The sequence below is a fragment of the Bacillus sp. PK3-067 genome, from assembly GCF_056738645.1.
In genome coordinates, this window is record NZ_CP096490.1 from 1,051,961 (window position 1) to 1,071,902 (window position 19,942).

16 protein-coding genes are annotated in these 19,942 nt (G+C 35.9%); 12 read left to right on the forward strand and 4 right to left on the reverse strand.

Annotated elements, in window-relative coordinates; all coding sequences use genetic code 11:
* Positions 1–142 precede the first annotated feature (142 nt).
* Positions 143–640 carry a heme-degrading monooxygenase HmoB gene (hmoB, locus tag M1D73_RS05485; protein WP_000644067.1) on the reverse strand — a complete coding sequence of 166 codons (498 nt, stop codon included), beginning with the start codon at positions 638–640 and terminating at the stop codon, positions 143–145.
* A gap of 127 nt (positions 641–767) precedes the next feature.
* On the opposite strand from hmoB, the gene M1D73_RS05490 reads away from it, so the two are divergent.
* The 4 genes from M1D73_RS05490 (at position 768) to hemY (ending at position 6,500) form a co-directional block, all read left to right on the forward strand.
* A complete protein-coding gene (locus tag M1D73_RS05490; RefSeq protein ID WP_000756285.1) occupies positions 768–2,885 on the forward strand; it encodes a transglycosylase domain-containing protein in 2,118 nt (705 codons plus the stop codon).
* Between the two features lie 177 nt (positions 2,886–3,062).
* Positions 3,063–4,109 (forward strand): uroporphyrinogen decarboxylase, encoded by a 1,047-nt coding sequence (hemE, locus tag M1D73_RS05495; protein ID WP_000252605.1) that lies wholly within the window; start codon positions 3,063–3,065, stop codon positions 4,107–4,109.
* 14 nt (positions 4,110–4,123) lie between these two features.
* Positions 4,124–5,059, forward strand: a complete 936-nt coding sequence (gene hemH / locus M1D73_RS05500) for a ferrochelatase (RefSeq protein WP_000726779.1) — start codon at positions 4,124–4,126, stop codon at positions 5,057–5,059.
* Between the two features lie 19 nt (positions 5,060–5,078).
* A complete protein-coding gene (gene hemY / locus M1D73_RS05505; RefSeq protein ID WP_078439368.1) occupies positions 5,079–6,500 on the forward strand; it encodes a protoporphyrinogen oxidase in 1,422 nt (473 codons plus the stop codon).
* A gap of 56 nt (positions 6,501–6,556) precedes the next feature.
* Here the strand turns inward: hemY and M1D73_RS05510 are convergent, their stop codons facing one another.
* Positions 6,557–7,909, reverse strand: a complete 1,353-nt coding sequence (locus tag M1D73_RS05510; RefSeq protein ID WP_481157999.1) for a DUF4026 domain-containing protein — start codon at positions 7,907–7,909, stop codon at positions 6,557–6,559.
* 241 nt (positions 7,910–8,150) lie between these two features.
* Here M1D73_RS05510 and M1D73_RS05515 point away from each other — a divergent pair, with 241 nt between their 5' ends.
* Both M1D73_RS05515 and M1D73_RS05520 read left to right on the forward strand, forming a co-directional pair.
* Positions 8,151–10,517 (forward strand): DUF6359 domain-containing protein, encoded by a 2,367-nt coding sequence (locus M1D73_RS05515; protein WP_121868115.1) that lies wholly within the window; start codon positions 8,151–8,153, stop codon positions 10,515–10,517.
* 133 nt (positions 10,518–10,650) lie between these two features.
* Entirely contained in the window at positions 10,651–10,950 is a 300-nt protein-coding gene (locus tag M1D73_RS05520; protein ID WP_001176850.1) for a hypothetical protein, read from the forward strand.
* Between the two features lie 54 nt (positions 10,951–11,004).
* Here the strand turns inward: M1D73_RS05520 and M1D73_RS05525 are convergent, their stop codons facing one another.
* Entirely contained in the window at positions 11,005–11,850 is an 846-nt protein-coding gene (locus tag M1D73_RS05525; RefSeq protein ID WP_000984146.1) for a membrane protein, read from the reverse strand.
* Positions 11,851–12,079: 229 nt separating this feature from the next.
* Here M1D73_RS05525 and M1D73_RS05530 point away from each other — a divergent pair, with 229 nt between their 5' ends.
* From M1D73_RS05530 to M1D73_RS05550, 5 genes are all read left to right on the forward strand, one after another.
* Positions 12,080–12,481 (forward strand): BlaI/MecI/CopY family transcriptional regulator, encoded by a 402-nt coding sequence (locus M1D73_RS05530; RefSeq protein ID WP_000184510.1) that lies wholly within the window; start codon positions 12,080–12,082, stop codon positions 12,479–12,481.
* Positions 12,482–12,483: 2 nt separating this feature from the next.
* Entirely contained in the window at positions 12,484–14,433 is a 1,950-nt protein-coding gene (locus tag M1D73_RS05535; protein WP_098212809.1) for a M56 family metallopeptidase, read from the forward strand.
* A 272-nt stretch (positions 14,434–14,705) separates the two neighbouring features.
* Positions 14,706–15,278, forward strand: coding sequence for a TetR/AcrR family transcriptional regulator (locus M1D73_RS05540; protein ID WP_000963381.1), 573 nt, complete (start codon positions 14,706–14,708; stop codon positions 15,276–15,278).
* A 217-nt stretch (positions 15,279–15,495) separates the two neighbouring features.
* Positions 15,496–18,531: a YhgE/Pip domain-containing protein gene (locus tag M1D73_RS05545; protein ID WP_000678076.1), complete on the forward strand. Its 3,036-nt coding sequence runs from the start codon at positions 15,496–15,498 to the stop codon at positions 18,529–18,531.
* 146 nt (positions 18,532–18,677) lie between these two features.
* Complete coding sequence (locus tag M1D73_RS05550; protein ID WP_000678024.1) at positions 18,678–18,827, forward strand: hypothetical protein; 150 nt, start codon at positions 18,678–18,680, stop codon at positions 18,825–18,827.
* Here M1D73_RS05550 and M1D73_RS05555 read toward each other — a convergent pair.
* Positions 18,802–19,134, reverse strand: a complete 333-nt coding sequence (locus M1D73_RS05555; RefSeq protein ID WP_001068219.1) for a PH domain-containing protein — start codon at positions 19,132–19,134, stop codon at positions 18,802–18,804. The two genes, M1D73_RS05550 and M1D73_RS05555, sit on opposite strands and share 26 nt — an antisense overlap.
* Positions 19,135–19,267: 133 nt before the next feature.
* Here M1D73_RS05555 and M1D73_RS05560 point away from each other — a divergent pair, with 133 nt between their 5' ends.
* The gene (locus tag M1D73_RS05560) at positions 19,268–19,777 is read left to right on the forward strand and encodes a GNAT family N-acetyltransferase (protein ID WP_000620467.1); all 510 of its coding nucleotides are present in this window, start codon (positions 19,268–19,270) and stop codon (positions 19,775–19,777) included.
* Positions 19,778–19,942: the final 165 nt, after the last annotated feature.

Below are 19,942 nucleotides of genomic sequence, written 5' to 3' on the forward strand. Positions count from 1 at the left end.
ATATATTCGGAAAATCGTTGATATATTTCAAGATGTGATAGATATATTCGGAAAATCGTTGATATATTCAAAGATGTGATAGATATATTCGGAAAATCGTTGATATAATTTCACGTACTGTTAGTGTTGTATTATGTTTTAATTAAACTAACACATCAAAAGTAGTCACAAAAGATGGACGAGAGAAAATACTCTTTTGCTGTTCCGCATGTGGATGCGCTGGAGCTTGTCCTTCTGCTTGTACAGGGCGTTTCTTATGAGCGTTTTCGAATGAACGTGATTCTGTCCAGTCTTTAAAGTTTTGCTCTGTTTCCCACATCGTTAAGATGACGTATGTATCGTTACTTAATGGACGTAGAACACGGATTGCTTGGAATCCTGGTTCGTTTTCAATAAGGCCTGCGCGGTTTTTAAAACGGTTTTCAAATACAGGGCGACCTTCGTCTGTGACAGAAATGTTGTTACAAACGATATAGCCAGGTTGTCCTTTAAATTCACCGACAGCATCTAGTACGTCATACTGAAGTGAACCTTCTACAGATTCTTCTGTATTTTCTTTATAAAACATATTTTTTTCATCATTTTTTGCAGTGAAATGTGCTTGTTCTAGAGGTGTTTCGTATGAAATAATAGCCTTCATTTTAATGCCCCCTTAATAGTTTGTTTCTATTATATCAACTCTCTTAAAAAACTTCGAAGATTATATACATAAAGATACTTCTTTTTCAAATAATAAATGTACCATCATTTGGAAAGAAGGACGATGTATGAAGAAAGTAAAGTGGACTTTATTAGGCGGCGTCGCAACGTTCGTAGTAGCGATTGTAATCTATAAACTTATCGTGTTAGCTGGTGGCTATATGATGGATGAAAAGCAGCTCGTTTTCCACTCTTCATCACGTATCGTTGACCAGAAAGGGAAAGAAATTACGAAATTATACGTAGAAAATAGAGAGCTCGTACCAATCGAGCAAATTCCGAAGTATGTGCAGCAGGCGTTTGTTGCGGTGGAAGATTCTCGTTTTTATGAGCATCAAGGGATTGATTATCCGTCTATATTCCGTGCTCTTTATAAAGATACGTTAGCTGGAGAAAAGGTAGAGGGCGGTAGTACCATTACGCAGCAACTCGCTAAAAACGTCTTTTTAACTCGTGAAAAAACATTTACGCGCAAATTGAAGGAAGTCGCAATTTCTCTTCAATTAGAGCAAAAATATACGAAGCAACAAATTCTTGAAATGTATATGAATCATATTTATTTTGGGCATGGGGCTTACGGCATTCAAGCGGCAGCAAAGTTGTATTTTAATAAAAATGTTGAGGATTTAACAGTAGAGGAAGGGGCAATGCTTGCAGGCCTTCCGAAGTCACCAAACGGATATTCACCGTACTATTCTGCAGAGAAGAGTAAGGAACGCCGTGATCTAGTGTTGTCACTTATGCATAAACAAGGCTATTTGACTGCAGAAGAAAGCGTTCGTTATCAAGGGAAGACAATTGCTCTATATAAAAATTTAGATGAGAATGAGCTTGCATATATGCCGTATATTGATATGGTCATAGATGAAGCCGCTCGTTTATACGGATTGTCTCATCAAGAAGTACTTCGCGGAGGATATACGTTTGTCGTACCTATGGATGAAAAGATTCAAAAGGTAGCATATAACCAGTTTCAAGATGCAAGGAATTTCCCTGGGAAAGAAGAGGGGGCGCAAGGTGCTTTCTTATTAATGGATAATCGTACGGGAGGGATTAAAGCGGCGATTGGGGGAAGAAAGTACGTCCCGAGAGGATTTAATCGTGTTTTTGCCAAAAGGCAGCCTGGATCTGTTTTAAAACCACTTATCGTTTATGCACCAGCACTAGAAACGAAAAAGTATAATCCGTATTCTTTATTAACGAATGAAAGAAATTCTTTTGAAGGGTATGAACCTCGAAATTATAATCATGAGTATTCAAAAGAAATGACGATGTATGATGCGATTTTAGAGTCGGCAAATGTACCGGCAGTTTCTTTATTAAATGAGTTAGGGGTAGAAGAAGGAAAGCAATATTTAGAAAAAGGAAATGTTCATATTGCAGATGCTGGTTTAAGTACAGCGCTTGGCGGATTGAAAAATGGCGTTTCAATATTTGATCTTGTAAAAATGTACCGTTCATTTTTAGCAAATGGAAATATTATCGAGCCGCACGTTATTGATAAAGTATTAAACAGACACGGTGCAGTCATTGGGGAATCTCCAAAAGTAGAGACGAAAATCTTCTCGAAGCAGACAGCATGGTATATGACGAAAATGTTAGAAGGAGTTGTGAAGGAAGGAACAGCGAGAGTTGGTGTATATAACGGTGCGTTAGCTGGGAAAACAGGTACAACTTCATTGCCAAATGACGATAAGGGAGCAAGAGATATGTGGTTCGTCGGCTATACACCAAACTTAGTAGGCGCTGTTTGGATTGGTTATGACCGCACGGATAAGGAGCATCAGTTGCAAGGAGAAAGTGCATCTGCGACAAAATTGTTTAAGAAAATTTTAACGAAGGCTAATGTAGAACATAAAGAGAAGTTTATGAAGCCTGAAGGTGTGGAAACAATCGGCGCTCCGATTCGGCTGCGCAAAATTGAAGATGTAAAAATGAAATTATCATTTAGCCCTTTCGGTTTATTTAAAGCAAAATTAAGCTGGACGCCACTTCCAGATAACAGAATTATGTACCGAATCTATAGAGTGGAGAACGGAATTCATACGCATGCTAGCACTGTAAATGGTGCTGGAGAATATGAGGAAAAGTTCGTTAACATATTTTCAAAACCGAGCTTTTACGTTGTACCATATAATACACAAACGAATCGTGAAGGAGAAAAGTCAAAAGTAGCTAAACCATAGTTTTTCTCTGTGTTATAATAAGAATGTTGTGAAAATAGTAAGCGTTTTTAAGAATGTTTGTGTCAATTTAATGAACAACGTACATAATATTATGCATTTTGTTTTTACAAGCTGTATAGTAAAAAAAGATAAATATCGAACGTATTCGAAGCATTGGTAAGGAAGGGAGCAAGGGTCTTGGTAAGAACTATAAATGAGACATTTTTAAAAGCATGTAGGGGGGAACGTACCGATTATGTACCAGCATGGTATATGCGTCAAGCAGGTCGTTCACAGCCGGAATATAGAAAGATTAAAGAAAAGTATTCTTTATTTGAAATTACACACAATCCAGAGTTATGTGCTTACGTTACAAAATTGCCGGTTGATCAGTATAACGTAGACGCAGCAATTCTTTATAAAGATATTATGTCACCACTACCTGCAATTGGTGTGGATGTAGAAATTAAATCAGGTATTGGCCCAGTTATCGATAACCCAATCCGTTCTTTACAAGACGTAGAAAAACTAGGGGAAATCAATCCAGAAGATGACGTACCGTACATACTAGATACAATTCGTTTATTAACGACAGAAATGTTAGACGTACCGTTAATCGGTTTTTCAGGAGCTCCATTTACATTAGCGAGCTATATGATTGAAGGCGGTCCATCTCGTAACTACCATAATACGAAAGCGTTCATGTATGCAGAGCCAAAAGCTTGGTTCGCTTTAATGGATAAACTAGCAGATATGGTTATTACATATTTAAAAGCGCAAATTAACGCAGGAGCAAAAGCAGTTCAAATTTTCGATTCTTGGGTTGGAACAGTAAATGTAGCGGATTATCGCGTATTTATTAAACCAGCAATGGAGCGTATTTTTGCAGAAGTTCGTAAGATGGGTGTTCCAATGATTATGCACGGCGTAGGAGCTGCACACTTAGTGAATGAGTGGCACGACTTACCGCTTGATGTAGTCGGCTTAGATTGGCGCTTACCGATTGAAGAAGCACGTGCACGGGGCGTTCATAAGGCGGTACAAGGTAATATGGACCCTTCATTCTTACTTGCACCATGGTCTGTTATTGAAGAACATGTAAAAGGTATTTTAGATCAAGGGATGAAACAGCCGGGTTATATCTTTAACCTAGGTCACGGTGTATTCCCAGAAGTAAATCCAGATACATTAAAACGTTTAACTACATTTATTCATGAATACTCTAAAGGGCAGTTAGCGAAGTAAAGGAGCATTGCTGTATGAAAAAGAAAATTGGTTTGCTTGTAATGGCATACGGAACGCCATATAAAGAAGAAGATATTGAACGTTACTATACACATATTCGTAGAGGAAGAAAGCCAAGTCCTGAAATGCTGGAAGATTTAACAGAGCGTTACCGTGCAATTGGTGGTATTTCTCCTTTAGCTACTATTACATTAGAGCAAGCTAAGAAGTTAGAGAAGCGTTTAAATGAAGTACAAGATGAAGTAGAGTACCATATGTATCTTGGCTTAAAACATATTGAACCGTTTATTGAAGATGCGGTGAAAGATATGCATAACGACGGAATACAAGATGCAATCGCACTTGTTCTTGCACCTCACTATTCTACGTTTAGCGTGAAATCATACGTTGGACGAGCACAAGAAGAAGCTGAGAAACTTGGAAACTTAACAATTCATGGCATTGATAGCTGGTATAAAGAGCCGAAATTCATCCAGTACTGGGTCGATGCAGTGAAAGGTATATATAACGGTATGTCAGATGCAGAGCGTGAAAAAGCAGTATTAATCGTATCTGCACATAGCTTACCAGAGAAAATTATTGCAATGGGCGATCCATATCCAGATCAATTAAATGAAACAGCGGACTATATCGCGCGCGGAGCTGAAGTAGCAAACTATGCAGTAGGCTGGCAAAGTGCAGGAAACACACCAGATCCTTGGATTGGTCCAGATGTACAAGATTTAACGAGAGAACTAAATGAAAAGCACGGTTATACTTCATTCGTATATGCACCAGTTGGATTTGTTGCGGAACATTTAGAAGTTTTATATGACAACGACTTTGAGTGTAAAGTTGTAACGGATGAAATTGGTGCAAAATATTATCGTCCAGAAATGCCAAATGCATCGGAGGCATTTATTGATTGTTTAACAGATGTTGTATTAAAGAAAAAAGAATCTGTACTGTAAGAAGAAAGGAGGAGCCTGCTTGAGGAAAAAAGTTGTGATCGTCGGCGGAGGCATCACTGGATTAACAGCAATGTATAACTTACAAAAAAATATTCATGAAAAAAACTTGCCGATTGATACATTACTTATAGAAGCATCGGGTAAACTTGGCGGAAAAATTCAAACCGTTCGAAAAGATGGATTTACAATTGAGCGCGGACCAGATTCTTTCTTAGCACGAAAAGAAAGTGCAGCTAGATTAGTGAAAGAATTAGGTCTTGGCGATGAACTTGTAAATAATCAAGCCGGTCAATCATTTATCCTTGTAAACAATCGGTTACATAAAATGCCGAATGGATCAATGATGGGAATTCCAACGCAAATTACGCCGTTTCTATTTTCCGGGCTGTTCTCCCCAATTGGTAAACTAAGAGCTGGCTTTGATCTATTAATGCCGAGGTCAAAGCCAGTATCTGACCAATCACTCGGACAATTTTTCAGACATCGTCTTGGAAACGAAGTGGTTGAAAACTTAATAGAGCCGTTACTATCGGGTATTTATGCAGGGGATATTGATGAAATGAGCTTAATGTCAACATTCCCGCAAATGTATCAAATTGAGCAGAAACATCGCAGTATTTCACTCGGTATGCGTACGCTCGCTCCGAAAGAAGAGAAAGCTGAACCGAAAAAGGGAATGTTCCAAACAGTGAAAACAGGTTTAGAATCTATCGTAAAATCTCTCGAAGTAAAGATGCATGAAGGTACGATAATAAAGGGAACTCGCATTGAAAAAGTTGCGAAACAGGGTGATGGTTATACGATTACTCTTAGTAACGGAAAAGAAATAGAAGCGGACGCCATCGTAGTGGCAACTTCGCATAAAGTATTGCCGTCCATGTTTGCTCAGTACAAGCAGTTTCGTTTCTTCCGTAATATTCCATCCACATCCGTTGCGAATGTGGCACTTGCTTTCCAAAAGTCTGCAATCCAGCGCGATATTAATGGTACAGGATTTGTCGTATCACGAAATAGCGATTACACCATTACAGCATGTACGTGGACGCATAAAAAATGGCCACATACAACGCCAGAAGGAAAAACACTCCTTCGCTGTTACGTTGGACGTGCTGGTGATGAAGCGGTTGTAGAACAAACTGAAGAAGAACTCGTTCAGCTCGTACTAGAAGATTTAAGGAAGACGATGGATATTACAGAGGATCCAGAGTTTACAATCGTAAGTCGCTGGAAAGAAGCGATGCCTCAATATACAGTAGGCCATAACGAGCGAATGAAAAAGCTCACAACATTTATGGAGAAAGAGTTGCCTGGTATATACTTGGCAGGTAGCTCCTATGCTGGTGCTGGACTTCCAGACTGTATGAATCAAGGTGAGGAAGCTGCAAAGCGTGTATTATCTCATTTGGAGAAAGTAATAGATGCTGAATTAATCGCACAATAAATTATAAGAAACGCCTTCAATCATATTGAAGGCGTTTCGTTTATTATATAAAATACTTATTCGCCAATAAACATATATAAGTTATTTGGCTTTATAATAGTATCTCCTGCATAAATAACCCACTCTGTTAAGTTATCAAAATCTAAATGATAAGAATTTCCTTCACTCATATCTTCTATAAAATATGGTTCATTAATGAGTATTCCTTGAATGAAATCTTCCGTAATGTTTTGCATTTCAAACCACATATGTTCACTTTTTCCTTCTTCGTAGGAGACACCAAACTTAGCAAGGAAACGAAAATCTTCATTTGATTGTTCAATGTGAAAAATGTTGCTGAAATACCCGAAAGTATTTTTCGCATTGTAAGCCATACGATCGGTTTCACTATTTGTTTTATAGAACATGAGCCCTGTAGCTTCCTCGTGTTCTTTGAAAAAACTTTCAATATATTCTCCTGAAGTATTAAATTTGAATAAGAGAACGGATGGAGATTGATGGTATTCATCTCGGGCATCCATTCCGCCTAAGAATGTATTTTGTGCATCTATTGGTTGTAGTTTCACTTCTTCATCCTCGATTGAAGATAATTGGTCCATACACGTTTTATGCCCTATATAAGATAATCCTTTTTGCCACGGAACAGCGACTGTATGTATAGAACCTTGCTGACTATGCGCGATAACGATAGGCTCATTCATAGGGACTTGTCCATTCTCAACGGCATTATTAGCAAATGTTTGAAAGAGATCGCCAATGCCGTAGTAGGAAGAAATACGATTTGGAATAATTAACTCTATTTCAGTTACGCCCGCTCTTAAAAGGCCGTGTGTATGAAACCAATATTGCGTAGGCTCGCCTTCTTTATCGTCTTCATAAACGGAATGAATAACGTATAAGTCAGGAATGTCAGGTAATAATTCATTTTCAACGTGATATTCAATATAGCTTCTAGATAGCACTTTCATTGCTGCACTTGAATCGATTACAAATAACAAATCTGGGGCGAGGTTCCATAAAAATTGTATTTGCTGGAAAAAGCAGTCGAGTACATCGCCTACAAATAGCGTACGAGTGAAAATTTCAGTACCGAAAGCCGCATCTTCAAAATTACGATCTACAATTGTAGAATCTTGTCTATTGTACATTTTATATTCTTCTGGGTCATTCGCCTCATCAATATGCAGTTCATACGGTATGATTGTTTCATCCATATGTAACTCAACAATAAGGCTTGTCTCATCACTATAAACAATTTTTAACTCATCAACTTTAGTAGTGATATTTTCTAGCCGTTGTTTTAACTGCTCAATTGTAATTCTAGTTGGTATAACAGCAATCATATCTGAAAAATGACGTTCTAATGTTCCATTCATAGCTGCGCGGTATGTTTCTGTTTGCACTTCCATCCAATCACTCCTATTCAAATGAATCCATTTTACATGCCAATCAAATGTCGATATTTTCTGTTTTCTCTCTCTAACATTATAGAGTGCATTTGTAGAAGGTGTAAAATTATTATTTTGTATTATAGTTTGAAAGCTTGTAAATTAAATAAATCTTTTGTAAAATTTGTCGAAAAATAGTTCTATATAACGAATCATTTGTTATGATAGAAATGCTGAGAAAATATGAAATAGGGAGAGGAAAATGGCTGTGAAGAAATTGTTAAGCGTCTTTTTATCATTCTTGCTATTGCTTTCATTTACTGGAACTTTAGCGCAAGCAGAAGAAACTGCTTCTATGTCAGTAGAAAAAGCAATTCAAGTATTTAAGCAGCAAGGGAAAACGAAGGGGATTGTGGAAGGATATATTGTCGGATATACGCAAAGTTCTTCTAAATATACGAAGGATCCAGCTAAGTTTGATGATACAAACGTAGCAATTGCAGATTCGCCAAACGAAACGAATCCAGACAAAATCATGCCCGTTCAGTTGCCAAAAGGTGATGTGAGAACGGCAGTGAATGTAAAAGATCACCCTGAAAATATCGGGAAGAAAGTTAGTTTGACTGGGACTCTTGAATTATATTTTAGTAACCCAGGTCTAAAATCAGTAACAGCTTATAAGTTTCAAGGTGAAGGACAAAACCGTGTTAGCGATGTAGTAGCTTCACCGAACAGCGGAGAAGTTGCTAAAGGAACAGCGGTAACATTAACGACGAATACAGAAGGTGCAACAATTTACTATACGTTAGATGGCTCTAATCCTACTAATAAAAGTGTTCGTTATAATGGACAGATTATAGTGAATGAAAATAGTGTAGTGAAAGCAATCGCAGAAAAAGAAGGACTTACTTCTTCAGCAATTTCGACATTTTCATTTATTATCGTAAATAATGAACAGGTTCGTATTCATGACATTCAAGGAAAATCACATATGTCTCCTTACAACGGGAAGAAAGTAAACAATGTGGAAGGCGTTGTCACAGCGCTTGATAAAAACGGCTTTTATATAGAAGATAATCAGCCAGATAATGATCCAGCTACTTCAGAAGGTATGTACGTATATAAAAAAGATGCGAATGTAGCAGTAGGAGATCTTATTCAAGTTGATGGAGTAGTAGAAGAATATGTTGGACCAGGCTATGCAGAGCGATTTGAAACAGACTTAACGACGACAGAAATTAAGGCGAGTCGCGTTGCTGTAATCGCAAAAAATCAATCTTTGCCAGCACCGATTGTACTTGGGGAAAACGGTGTGAAAATCCCGGACCAGATTATTGATAATGATGCATTCGGTTTATTTGATCCAAATGAAGATGCAATCGACTTTTATGAAAGTATAGAAGGCATGCGTGTTACGATGCCAACACCAAAAATTATTGCACCTCAGAAAAATGGAAATTTATATGTAACAGTAAAAAATGGTGGAGATAAAATAGTAACACAATATGGCACACCTCTATTAGATGAAAACCAATTAAACCCAGAGCGTCTTTCTGTGAAAGTACCTCGTGATTATGTAGCAAAAGTAGGAGATATTTTTACTGGAGATATAACAGGGGTAGTAGGATATGATTACGGTTCTTTCCGTATTTCGCCAATAACAGAACTGCCAGCTGTAGTGGATGGTGGATTTAAGCAAGTAGGCGCAAATATTCAGCCACGTCTTGATAAGTTAACGGTTGCTACATATAACATTGAAAACTTCTCAGCGAATAAAAAAGAAACAACAGATGAAAAGGTAAAAGCGTTAGCGTATTCTATTAAATACAACTTAAAAATGCCAGATATTATCGGTGTAGAGGAAATGCAAGATAATAACGGATCAATTAATGACGGTACAACAGATGCGTCATTAAGCGCAAAACGTATCATTGATGCAGTGCTAGAAATTCGTGGACCGAAGTATGAGTATGTAGAAATCGCTCCAAACAATAATCAAGACGGAGGAGCACCAGGAGCGAATATTCGCGTCGGCTTCTTCTATAATCCATCACGCGTGAAATTAGCGACGGTACCAAAGTTACTTGATAAAAATGTTGTTCGTATTGGAGAAGAAAATCCATTATTTGAAAGTACACGTAAACCGTTAGCGGCAGAATTTACGTTCCAAGGACAAAACATTGTTGTCGTTGCAAATCACTTAAACTCAAAACTAGGAGATGCAACGCCATTTGGAAAAGTGCAGCCGCTCGTATTAAAAAGTGAAGACAAACGAATTCAGTTAGCACAAGAGGTAAATCATTTCGTGCAAGGAATTCAGAAAAAGAATACGAATGCACCAGTTGTCGTGTTAGGTGATATGAACGATTTCGAATTCTCTAAACCACTAAAAACACTAGAAGGAACAATCTTAAAAGATATGTTAAACACAGTGCCAAAAGAGAATCGTTACACGTACATTCACGAAGGAAATGCACAAGTGTTAGATCATATTTTAGTAACAAATAATATCGCACCACACACAATTGTAGATCCAGTGCACTTAAACTCAAATATAATGAAAGAGCACGGACGTGTAAGCGACCATGACCCAGTACTTGCTCAAATTGATTTGAAGAAAGCTTCTTAAAGAAAGGAACGCTTAGGTGACTAAGCGTTCTTTTTTTGCATCGTTATAGAATAGTATAAAGAGATGATTCCTTTTTTTGTAATCTAATGATAAAATTGATTGAATATTTAGTTTTTCGATAAGGAGGACAACAATGCAGTTACAAATAAATGGAAAGGTAATGAATCAGTTTGCAATTTTTTTTAGTACGATCGTCATGCTTCAGTTTGTAGCTGATATAACAGGACTTACAAGCAATCTAGATATTACGTATAACTTAATACATACAGCAACTTCTTATATAACATTTAGTTTGGCGGTTATTTTCACTTTAATAGGTGCAAGAAGAGAATTAAGTAAATATGCAATTGTTTCATTATGTTTAGTAATAGCGATTAAAGCGATTTATTTTGTAGCGGTTGTTATTTTATGGGGATTGGCAGGTACACCGTAAGTGAATAGTAAATAAAACCCTAATTTCCAATATAGTAAGGAAATTAGGGTTTTATTATACTTGAAACGCCTTTCTACACCGCTCTCTTTTTTGCAACCTTCTTCTATATTTTTTTCTATCACGTTTTACTCCTTGTATATACATGATTAAGCTAACGAGGAGGAAAAAGGCACATTGTATTGTCAAAATATATGGTGACATGCCATGCAGCGGCTGCCTTGGATCATATAAATGAATAGGTGCTCCGCCTATTGTAGGGAGTACCGTATTTAGCAGGACGTAAGGAATAGAGGTAGTTGCAAATGGAAATAGAAGCGCCATATAGTCCTTTTGGGACCATGCAGATGCAGCAAGTCCTAAAAGAGCCATCAAACCTGCAAATAAAAAATTAATTCCGATATATACAGCAATGTAAGTGATGGGAGAAGTTTCATATAAGTTTGCGAACATCCCGTTATCATTTATAATGCCTGAACCAGCCGTTGGTACTCCGTCTGGAATGGTTAATTTGCAAAATAATAACGATAAGATGAATGGAAATGTATAAAGAAGTCCGCCGCAAAAAAATGTAACGATATATTTCGTTACTGAATAAGAAAATAAAGAAATTTCTTTACTGACAAACGGTTTAAAACCATCGGACTTATCCGAGTTATAACTTGTACTAAAGGGAAGACTTGCAATAACTGGCATTAATAATAAATAAACATCCATTTCATTTCCACGAAATCCAATCCATTTAATATCCGTCGATATAGGTCCATTCGCAGCGTCTCCTAAATAACGAATTACATAATAATAATGATAAATACAAATAAGAACAAATCCACTAAACATAATAATTAAAGAAACACGATTACAAAAAGCTTGCTTTATATTTAAACGAAGCGCACGCATCATGACTGAAAAAGCCTCCACTATTTTGATAAACTTGTCTATTTTCTATATTACTATTAATTGTAAAGATTTTCTTGTTTTTTTATTTGATTATTTGAAAAAGAGGAATTTTGTTGTTGTGAAGTAAGGTTTAGCTGAAATTAATTTTTCTAAAATATGGTTGACAATTAAGTATTACATTTGTAATCTTAATTGTAGATTACAAATGTAATACTTAGGAGTGAAACATACGATGACAAATCAATTACCTAAAATATCTGAAGCGGAATTAGAAATTATGAAAGTACTTTGGTCGAGTTCTCCGCAAACAGCGAATGAAATTATAGAAGAACTGGAAGATGCAATGGACTGGAAACCGAAAACAATCCGCACATTAATTAATCGATTAGTACAAAAGGAAGCCGTTTCTTACCATCAAGATAAAGGGCGTATGTACGCTTATTATCCGTTAGTATCACAACATAATTATTTGCAAGTGGAAACGAAATCTTTACTAAAACGTTTTTGCGGTGCAGCGTTTAAGCCATTACTTGTTAATTTCTTAAAAGAGGAGAAATTATCTTCAGAAGATATTAATGAATTAAAACGCATTTTAGATGAGAAGACAGAGGAGAATAAGAGGAAGGATCGATAAAAATGATAAACACGCTTATAAATGTATACCTTCCTCATTTTTTTGATTGGCTTATAGAAACGTCACTTATGGCTAGCATATTAGTGGGTTTTATTTTATGTATAAAAATTTTATTTAGAAATAAATTAACACCCCGGTGGCAATATATGCTGTGGATCGTATTAATGGTAAGACTCCTTTTACCGTGGTCGCCAGATAGCTCTTATAGCATTTACTCATTACTTTCCTATCGTTCTAGTGTATCGGAAGTTATTCCAAAAAATATGCCGGCTACTGAGAATATAGTGAATATAGAAAGCGACCGTAAAGTGGAATTGGAATCAAATCCTAAAATGGTGACAAAAACTAGCGAACCGGAAGTAGAAGTAAGTTCGGAACAACAGACTACATTTTCTTTATACAAAATTGCTTTGTATGTGTGGCTAGCTGGGGTCATCGTATTAGCATATATTACGTTTCGTACAAATAGACGGTTATATTCGTACATAAAGAAACAACCGGATATTACGAATGAACAGGTCGTTACAGTGTTTAATCGCTGTAAGCAGTCTATGAAAATAAAGAAGGCAGTTTCGTTACGTCTGGCGGGAAAGATTGCGAGCCCAACTGTGTTTAGTTTCTTTCGTCCGAAAGTATTACTATCAAAAAAACATATGAAAGTATTAAATGAACAACAATTACAATATGTCTTTTACCATGAGTTAGCTCATATTAAGAGAAACGATGTAGCTGTAAATTGGATTATGTACAGTTTAATCCTATTAAATTGGTTCAATCCGATTCTTTGGTACGCCTATTTTTGTATGCGAGAAGATCAAGAATTAGCCTGTGATGCATATGCACTTACTTTTATAGATAAAGAGGAACAAATTGCATACGGTCATACAATTATTACCCTTCTAGAACATTATTCCTATCAAGTACCAAGCCTAGCAAATTTAAGTAGAAATAAACGAACACTAAAAAGGAGAATCGTTATGATTAAAAAATTCCAAAAGAAATCGTATCGCCTTTCTTTACTTGGAGTGATTGCGATAGCAGCTATAGCAGGCGGATTTTTATTAAATGCAAGGATAACTGAGGGAGATGAAAGACAGGAAGAAAAAATTGTAGGAAAAAAGCAACATAAAGCGGCTTTTGAAGAAGCGATAGAAACAGTATTAGGTACACCAGAGAATGCAAGTAGAGAATGGGGTATGTCGATAAAGTCATATAAAATGAATACAGATTTTTTGTATTTGGCAGAAAAGAATTTTACGAAAGAAGAATTTGAGCAGTATGTTCAATTATTTAAGGAAGCGCAAGAAATTCATAAGAAAGCAATGGTTAAGAAAAATGTGCCTGAGAATTATGATGGAGATACAAAGGAATATAAACCTGAACGCTTGAAGAAAGCTGATCAAGAAAGATTAGCTACTATTGAGAAGACATTAAAGCCGCTTGAAGATAAGCTGGAGAAGTCTTTAACATATACTATAGAAGAAGCAAAAGAACATGTACCGTATCAAATTAAGCAGCCGACTTATATACCAGAAGGTTATGAGCTAAAGAGAGAATGGGCTGACTCATATTTTGGAAGAGATGTAGAATTAGTTATTAAATCAGAATATACAAAAGGGAAATATGGTTTTACGATTTATCAGTCAAGGATGTATATGGATGGTAATGTTAATGGTGGTAAGGATCCACTACACTATATGATGCCTGGAGAAGAGAATTTAGAAAGTTATAGTTTAGACGGGAAAGGAATGGTCTATAATAAATCTTCTCATGGAGAGGGGAAGTTAAGAGGCCTTAAAATGTTTGTACCAGCACAAGGTAAGAATAGTGATTATCAAATTGTCATAGTGAATGATATTTTTACAAGAGATACAAAGATATACGAAGAGATAATCGATGATGAGCTAACTAAGAAAGAAATGGAGAAAATATTACTTTCTATGTCAAAATAATAGACAGTGTTCTTAACCTTTGGTTTTAAGAACACTGTCTATTTTATTAAATTTCTAGTGGAATCTAGTCAGCAATTATTTACGAATATATTCTAGCTTTCCATACAAGTATACTTTTTGATAAACTATGGACAGTATGATATACACTGACTGGAATTTTTTTATACTGGAAATAATAAAAAGAGAACTTGTATAGAATGTAAGCGTGTGGTAATATCAAAGATGTACTGATTGACTATATTATCCAATTGGTCATTTTTGGAGGTGACAATGTGGCGATAGATCGAAAACGTTCTATTATTGAAGCTGCAACAAAGTCTTTTTCAGCGTTCGGTTATAAAGCAACAACGATGGATCAAGTAGCGAAGTTAGCGAATGTAGGAAAAGGAACGATTTATACTTTTTTCAAAAATAAAGAAGAGCTATTTGGTGAAATTATTTCTAATTTAATTACAGAAATGAAGCAAGTTGCAGAAAGTGCAATTCGTTCAGATGTTTCATTTTTTGAAAATGTACATAGAGCATTATATAGCATCTTGGAATTTAGAAAAGAACATCAGCTCATGATTAAATTAATTCAAGAAGAGCGCGATATGGGAACGAAAGAAGTACAAGAAGTTATGCAACAAGTTGATGTGGAAATCGTTTCTGTTATTCAATCGTATTTAAAGATTGCGATTGAAAAAGGTGAAATTAGCAAATGTGATCCAGAAATTACAGCATTTATTATGCTTCGTCTATATGTATCGCTTATTTTTGATTGGGAAAAAAATCACGAACCGCTAGAAAAAGAAAAAATTGCAGAGTTATTTGAACTTTATTTATTAAAAGGATTGTCAAACTAAGATAATCCTTTTAATTTTATAAAAAATGACCAAATGAACAATGCGGTCATATATTTAAGTTAAGGGGGGATATAGAAAAATTATAATCATAATAAGAAAAAGTTGCATAGTAATAAATTCAGGGATAAGGCATATGTATGAACAAGTATAGCCTTTTTGTTTGGGTAAAAATGACTATATGAACATTTTGGTCATTTTATAAAAAGGGGGAGAAATTATGAAAGGGAATCAGTTACTTCGGAAAGAGTTCACGGAAATTATAAAAAGTAAAAAAATATTAATTCCAATTATTGCGGTCTTATTCGTACCGATTTTATATGCAGGGATGTTTTTGTGGGCCTTTTGGGATCCGTATAAACAGTTAGATGACTTACCAGTTGCAGTAGTCAATTTAGATAAAGGCGCAGTATTTGATGGGAAACCAATTGAGGTCGGAAAAGGGCTCGTTGATAATTTAAAAGATAATAAAAGTTTTAAATGGGAGTTCGTAAGTGAAAAAGAAGCGAAGAAAGGAATGGAAGGTAGAAAGTATTACATGTTAGTGCGCATTCCAGATGACTTCTCAAGTAACGCTACAACGTTACTAAAAGACAATCCAAAGCCATTAAACTTAGAGTACATTCCAAACGAAAGTTTAAACTTCTTATCTTCACAAATTGGAGGAACAGCCATTGAAAAGATTAAAACTGAAGTATCAAGCACGTTAACGAAAACATATGCAGAGAAAATGTTCGATTCTATTAAAGACGTCTCAAAAGGATTAGCAGATGGAGCGGAAGGGGCAAGTAAACTACACGACGGATCAAGTGAGTTGCATGATGGTTCAAGTAAAGTGACGGATGGCCTTCATACGCTTCAAGGGAAATCTGGGGAGATGAAGGATGGAGTTGGGAAACTATTTGATGGATCTGGGAAAGTGACAGCAGGTTTAAATACGTTAAATAGCAAAACCGGTGAAATGCAAATAGGTATCGGGAAATTAGTAGATGGCTCCGGAAAAGTAACAGATGGTTTACATGTATTAAATAGCAATGTAGGTATCGGAAAATTAGTAGATGGGTCAGGAAAAGTAACAGACGGTTTACATGCACTAAATGGCAATGCGGGTATCGGGAAATTAGTAGACGGCTCAGGAAAAGTAACGAACGGTTTAAATACGTTAAATAGTAAAACAAGTGAGATGCAAACAGGTATCGGAAAATTAGTAGATGGGTCAGGAAAAGTAACAGACGGTTTAAATACGTTAAATAACAAAACGGGTGAAATGCAAAAAGGTATTGGCGAATTGCGTGATGGATCTGAGAAAGTGACCGGTGGTTTGAACAAGTTAGTAAGTAAATCCGGTGAATTAAAAACAGGAACAACTGATCTATCAAATGGTATGGAACAACTGGTTGGGGGACAAAAACAATTAGAGGTAGCTTCTCAAAAAATTGAAAAGGGTTTGCAAGATTTAAATAGTAAAGTGAAAAGTTCTGCTGCAGGTTTAGAGGAAATACAGTCGAAAGGCCCTTCTATATTGAATACAGTAAATGAGAAAATAGATGGAGCTGGGGCGAATGTAAATCAGTTAAATGAACTTACGCAATCAACAGCAGGAGATGCAAAAAATGCAGCGCAAGATGTAGCGAATTTACAAAAGCAAATCGAGAGTTTACCGAAAGAATATCAAGAGCAGTTACAACCATTTATAACAAGTGCTGTAAAAAGTACAGCTACAGTTCAACAAAAAGCTGCCGGAGTAGCAGGTGGAACAAATAAATTAAATGAAGAAGTAAAACAATTAAAAGGCGAAATAAATCAAAAAACAAGTGATGCACAAAACAAACTACCGAATACAGCGAAATTGGACTCTTTAACAGAGGGTATTGAGAAATTATCCAGTGCACAAAAAGGATTTGTTGAAAATTTCCAAGGGTTTGGTAAGAATTTAAATGTAGCAAAAGAAGGCGCAAATAAATTTAAAAATGAATCCGGTCAATTAATTGATGCGATAAATCAATTAGCAGATGGCTCTGGTCAAGTAACAGGCGGTTTAGGAACATTATCTGCAGGAGCAAATCAAATGGCAGGTGGTGTACATCAATTAGCAGATGGCTCAAGTCAAGTAACAGGCGGTTTAGGAACATTGTCTGCAGAAGCAAACCAAATGGCAGGTGGAGTAAATCAATTAGCAGATGGCTCAAGCCAAGTAACAGGCGGTTTAGGAATATTATCTGCAGGAGTAACGAAATTAGCGGATGGCTCAAGCCAAGTAACAGGCGGTTTAGGAACATTATCTGTAGGGGTGTCCCAATTAGCAGATGGCTCCGGTCAAGTAACAGGCGGTTTAGGAACATTATCTGTAGGAGCAAATCAAATGGCAGGTGGAGTAAATCAATTAGCAGATGGCTCCGGTCAAGTAACAACAGGCTTAGGTACATTATCAAATGGCTCAACCCAGCTAATCGACGGAGTAAATAAACTAGCAGACGGATCAGGAAAAGTAACTGATGGACTAGTGAAAGTAAACGATGGTTCAAGTGAACTTGCAGAGAAACTTGGCGAAGGAGCAGAAAAAACTGGTGAAGTAAAAGGGACGGATAAAACGTATGATATGTTTGCAAGTCCTGTAAAAGTGAAGACGGAGAAAATGGCGGAAGTTCCAAACTACGGAACTGGATTTACGCCGTATTTCCTATCACTCGGTTTATTCGTTGGGGCATTACTATTATCTATCGTATATCCATTACGTGACACAGTTGGTGTTCCAAAATCAGGGTTTAGCTGGTTTATTAGTAAGTTCGGTGTTTTACTATCGGTCGGTATTATTCAAGCGATAGTAGCAGATGTTATATTACTGTTCGGATTAGGTGTAGAAGTACAAAGTATTCCGTACTTCATACTCTTTAGTATCGTTACAAGTTTAGCGTTTATTTCATTAATTCAATGTTTAGTAACAGCATTCGGTGATGCAGGCCGTTTTATCGCCATCATCACATTAATTATGCAGCTTACAACGAGTGCCGGAACATTCCCGCTAGAATTGATTCCGAAGTTTTTACAACCATTCAATGCTTGGTTACCGATGACATACTCTGTATCAGGATTGAAAGCAGTCGTATCAAGTGGAGACTTTGACTTCATGTGGCAAAACATAGGAATGCTCATGATCTTTATCGTTATATTATCACTTGGAACGATCGGTTCTTTAACTTTGATGCACAAACGACAATTTAAAAATGTTGCTGAAAATCAATCGGTTGAAGCATAGATAAAAGCACCTTTTTGGTGCTTTTTTATTTTAATAGAGGGCATCTTTTCCTTAGTTCATCTATAAATCTTTCTACAAGCTATAGAAACGAAAGAAAAGGAATTACAACAATTTACAGAGAAACATAGGGTAGAGGAGTTGATATGATGAAAGGCAATCTTACTTATTATTTTATCGTAAATCCGCTAATCATCTTTCTTGTTTATGCCCTTTCATCTATATTGTTTGATAAAGAAGTATATACAAGTATGAAAGATGCATTTGGAATACTTACGTTCTATGTAGTAAGTCTATGAACGCTTCAACATTCGAACTTGTAATGTATCCAAGCGTTATATATTCATCTTCATAGTAAAATATTATTTTTTTGTCAAAGATTCTTCTCTTCGTTTCTATGGATAGAATTTTTTCATAATCAAATTCGGCAATGAATGTGTTTTTATATTGGCTAAAAAAGAGAAGTCTTTGATTAGTAGCAAGTAACATGCCAGGATACGGGACTTTATGCGTAATCATATAGCCAGTAAGTGAACATTTTAAAGTAGATAAAATTTTTTCTTCTTTATGTAATAGTTGTTTTGCAGCTGTTAAGATTGGATTCATTGTATACATTCCTTTTATTTTGATATATGAATATTGTATCAAGAGTAAAAAGATTCTCAATATGTAATATTGCATATTGGCCGTTTTATAGTTGTAATATTATTTTTAAAAAGAAAAAGTACGAGGTGATTCAATGATACGGTTAGTAAAAGAGACTGATGCAGAAGCAATTATGAATATTAGAAAAGAAATTATATTATCGGAAACTACTACAAAATTTTTCATAGTATCCCCAAAGAAGTTACCGAATGATATGAATGCAGAAAGAGAAAAGATACGGAAAAGTAATGAGAAAGGTAATCTTTATATCGTGTATGAAGTAGATGGGAAAGTAGTTGGCTTTTTAATTTTCAACCGATATGAACTAGAACGGTTACAACACGCAGGCACAATGGGAATGGGGATTAAAGAGGCGTATTGTAATCAAGGCATCGGCACGAAATTAATTGAATTTCTTATTAGTTGGGCGAAAGGGCAGAAAGGTTTAGAGAAAATTTGTTTAGGTGTAGTTTCTGTTAATGATCGGGCAATTAAAGTGTACAAACGTATGGGCTTTGTAGAAGAAGGCAGACAACGAAAGCAAATAAAGTATGAAGATGGATCATATGGAGATGACGTATTGATGGGGTTTTATATTGAATAAAGGATATATGGTATTAAGAAAAGGAATGTACATAACGTAAATTTCTAAAAGCAGTATATTGCCCATGCATTAACAGACTTTTACCTATGTATAATATTAATATAGTAAAATCATAACAACCGATATTGCAGTTTCCAATAATATACTATATAATCAATTTAAGAA

What these genes read in the sequence shown, in the direction of transcription:
- M1D73_RS05555 (WP_001068219.1), bottom strand. Translation starts at nt 19,134, where the DNA reads ATGAATCCAATCTTAACAGCTGCAAAACAACTATTACATAAAGAAGAA.
- hemH (WP_000726779.1), top strand. Translation starts at nt 4,124, where the DNA reads ATGAAAAAGAAAATTGGTTTGCTTGTAATGGCATACGGAACGCCATAT.
- hmoB (WP_000644067.1), bottom strand. Translation starts at nt 640, where the DNA reads ATGAAGGCTATTATTTCATACGAAACACCTCTAGAACAAGCACATTTC.
- M1D73_RS05490 (WP_000756285.1), top strand. Translation starts at nt 768, where the DNA reads ATGAAGAAAGTAAAGTGGACTTTATTAGGCGGCGTCGCAACGTTCGTA.
- M1D73_RS05545 (WP_000678076.1), top strand. Translation starts at nt 15,496, where the DNA reads ATGAAAGGGAATCAGTTACTTCGGAAAGAGTTCACGGAAATTATAAAA.
- M1D73_RS05530 (WP_000184510.1), top strand. Translation starts at nt 12,080, where the DNA reads ATGACAAATCAATTACCTAAAATATCTGAAGCGGAATTAGAAATTATG.
- M1D73_RS05520 (WP_001176850.1), top strand. Translation starts at nt 10,651, where the DNA reads ATGCAGTTACAAATAAATGGAAAGGTAATGAATCAGTTTGCAATTTTT.
- M1D73_RS05535 (WP_098212809.1), top strand. Translation starts at nt 12,484, where the DNA reads ATGATAAACACGCTTATAAATGTATACCTTCCTCATTTTTTTGATTGG.
- M1D73_RS05525 (WP_000984146.1), bottom strand. Translation starts at nt 11,850, where the DNA reads ATGATGCGTGCGCTTCGTTTAAATATAAAGCAAGCTTTTTGTAATCGT.
- M1D73_RS05510 (WP_481157999.1), bottom strand. Translation starts at nt 7,909, where the DNA reads ATGGAAGTGCAAACAGAAACATACCGCGCAGCTATGAATGGAACATTA.
- M1D73_RS05550 (WP_000678024.1), top strand. Translation starts at nt 18,678, where the DNA reads ATGAAAGGCAATCTTACTTATTATTTTATCGTAAATCCGCTAATCATC.
- M1D73_RS05515 (WP_121868115.1), top strand. Translation starts at nt 8,151, where the DNA reads ATGGCTGTGAAGAAATTGTTAAGCGTCTTTTTATCATTCTTGCTATTG.
- M1D73_RS05560 (WP_000620467.1), top strand. Translation starts at nt 19,268, where the DNA reads ATGATACGGTTAGTAAAAGAGACTGATGCAGAAGCAATTATGAATATT.